This window comes from uncultured Succinivibrio sp. (assembly GCF_902756765.1).
Classification (GTDB): domain Bacteria; phylum Pseudomonadota; class Gammaproteobacteria; order Enterobacterales; family Succinivibrionaceae; genus Succinivibrio.
In genome coordinates this window covers 1-3,014 of record NZ_CACVSS010000155.1, presented here as the reverse complement: position 1 = coordinate 3,014, position 3,014 = coordinate 1, and the positions used below count along the sequence as shown (strand labels likewise).

Sequence of the window (3,014 nt, the reverse complement as noted above, 5' to 3'; positions counted from 1 at the left end):
TGGCAAAGTCGTATTCATAGGTATTAAACTTTTTAACCATCTCAACAAAAGACTTTGTTGCAAAAGAATAGTGCTGAGTTGAAACACCGAACTTTTTCTTTATAGTGCCGTTCTTGCCAAACTTCTCTAATAATGACTGGTACTGATGATAAACCTGACGGGCATAAGCAATGAATTCAACACCTTCATTGGTAAGACTTACACCTCTTCCGGTTCTGTGAAAGATGGTGATGGAAAACTCATCTTCAAGATCATGAATTGCATTTGACAAAGAAGGCTGAGAAACATAAAGGATCTGAGCTGCCTTATTAAATGAACCGATTTCAGAAATAGTAATCGCATAGCGAAGCTGAGTAAGAGTCATAGTAAAAGCCTGCTTTTGATAATCTTATAATAGAGATTATATATTACTGACATTGAGCAGTAAATTTTAGGATTATTTCTCCCCGATCTTTACTGCCATAAATTTTAAACCTCAGTGCAGATAAAAGTTTTGTAAGTCGAACTTACATAATATCTGCACCATTCCTCGCCCATAGACAGCAAAATCTTCTGCATATCTTTGGGCACTCCCGTTAATTTTACAAACTCACTACCAGGTATGTACGTCAGACAAATGCTGGAATTACTAAGGTACTGGTAAACTCTCATCATACTAGGTCTTGTAAGTTCAGTCCTGTGGTCAGGAGATGGAATTGAAAGTTTGTTCTCAGCCATCTTTTTACGCATCAGGTATTCTGTTGCAGAAAAGATAAGCAGTGCAAGTGTCATTAGCCACATCAGCGCATTGATACGGGAAGGACTTTCAAGAAACAGAGCTCCCACCAGGATTTTTCTGTCCTTTAAGTATTTCCAGTTTCTTTCAACCACAGACTGTTTCTTATAGGTGGAAAGTAAATCACTCATGGTCCATTTACGCTCTGTATCATTGGTACAGAGAACATAATAGGTTGCCTTTTCCACTGTATCTTTTATAGCCTCTGTGTCAATCTGAGCATTTGCTCTTACAATGACACTTACTGTAACTTTCTCTTCATCCTTCTTAGGGCGACCTTTACTTTTATATCCTTTAACCTCTTCATAGGTAATGTCACTTACAGAAACCAGTTTTAACTTTGAAGTCAGTTCTGTTACCTGTTTTTCAGCATCAGCCATACACTTGCAGGGATGTATCTCAAACTTTTTTAAAGCCTTAAGAACCGCTTCAAGTTCTTTTTCAGCCTTCTTGTTAACAGTCTCAGTCTTTCTTCCTGTAAGCAGTTCATTCTGTACTAAGAGTTTTCTGACTTTCTGCTTTCCTATAACTCCTTCACCACACCACATGGCCTTAGGACCATCAGGCTCATCTTTGTCTACAGGGACAAGTGACTGTGGTGATGCCTTGAGTTTCTCAAAACAGGAGACAGCCTCACCGTTCTTATCAGGTATCCTGCTGACAAAATAAATTCCGTTTCTGGCAGCTGTCATGGCTATTTCACTTGTGCACAGCGCACTGTCACCTACAAGGTAACGCAACTCACTAAACTGCTGCTTTATAAGTTTCCAGTAATCGATAATAATGTTTCTGAAACTTGTCTTGTCACTTGTATGACCACTGACACAGGTTGCAAATAATGGCAGTCTGCTTAGCTCATCACATACCATCAGCTCATTTATCTGATTGAGTTCAGGATGCGAATCTCTGCTGTATCCTTGGTCAAGCACCAGATTACATCCTTCTTCTGCTCTGGTTCTGCCCTCATAATGAAAGCTCGTTGAATCTAAGTGAACTGTGTCAGGCTTTAGCCCTAATTTTGATGACACTGCTTTTGCACATTTTAAAAACAGTCTTTCAGGTCCATATTCTGCTATCGCATCTAACGCTCTTGAAAGTACATCACGGTTTAAATCGTGTGAGCTGATTGTGCTGTTTCCTGTAAGTCCCTGTATAGGCTTTTCCTGATAGAACTCCTCTGTTCCGTACAGAGACTGATATGGAACATTCAGAACCTGACAGCACATCAGTTTTACAACTTCACTCTGCTTTACTTTAACGTGTGATCCTGTCTTACCCGCACAAAGTTCTATTACCTCAGCCAAACCAAAGTAATCAAATGCTGCGGCTGTAAGTCCTATATTGCCTATCTGTGTACTGAAAAGCTCTTCGCTGTTTTCAAATTTAACTGCCATCATCTTTTTCCTTTGTTCTGATGGCTTCTTTTTACAGTACTACAAAGACATTCTCAAGCAAATTATAGTTTGCGTGATCCGTGGTTCACAATTAACAAATTCAAGTATGTTGGAGTGATCCTTGTGTCTCAAAATTGATATTATCCTATTGATTTATAAAATAATCTTATTCAATAATTGCAAATGTAAAAAGTGATCGAAAATCAACAAGTTACACTAGCCCGAAAAATATTCCTAAAATTTACTGCTCAATGTCAGATATAATAAAATAAGCGAATTTTCAGTATAAAGTCGTAACCCTGCCTAAATAAGGCAGTCACTCAATTAGTACACGTACGATGTTAAAAATCGCTGGACGTCGTAACCCTGCCTAAATAAGCAACATAAGTTTTTAAATTTAACTCTATAGCCCACAGCTTATGCTTGTAGGTTAAACTGAAGATGATAGACAAATCCGTTAAAGCCCGTGTGAGGCTCGAATGAACACAGTAATACGAAAAGGAAGCTATCATTTTGGCAGAACCAGGCAAGCTGGTTAATTGCAGGAAGAAGAGCAAATGCAATACTTCCAAAAGAATGCAGAACATAGAATCCATTGGATGCAATGAAGATTAGAATACACGCCAATTTAGTAACATACGATTGGCATAAGCAGTGTGCTAAAGGACAATATATAGCAGCACATTAAAAGAATTTGTCTATCAGTTATAAGCCAGTGATTGCTCCATGAGCTCAAAGTTCGCTAGGGGAAATAGGAATAACTGATAGGCATACTAGAATCGCAACAGCGAAGAAGCACAGGATGACACGCTTAAACTGTATCTGATATTAGATATGGTACGTAA

General features: G+C 38.5%; 2 protein-coding genes. Both read right to left on the bottom strand.

Annotated features, from left to right (window positions below):
* The coding region (locus QZU45_RS11825; RefSeq protein ID WP_295355545.1) for a LysR family transcriptional regulator at nt 1–364 on the bottom strand (364 nt) is incomplete at its 3' end.
* A 104-nt stretch (nt 365–468) separates the two neighbouring features.
* Entirely contained in the window at nt 469–2,169 is a 1,701-nt protein-coding gene (locus QZU45_RS11820; protein WP_295355543.1) for an IS1634 family transposase, read from the bottom strand.
* Between the last annotated feature and the right edge of the window lie 845 nt (nt 2,170–3,014).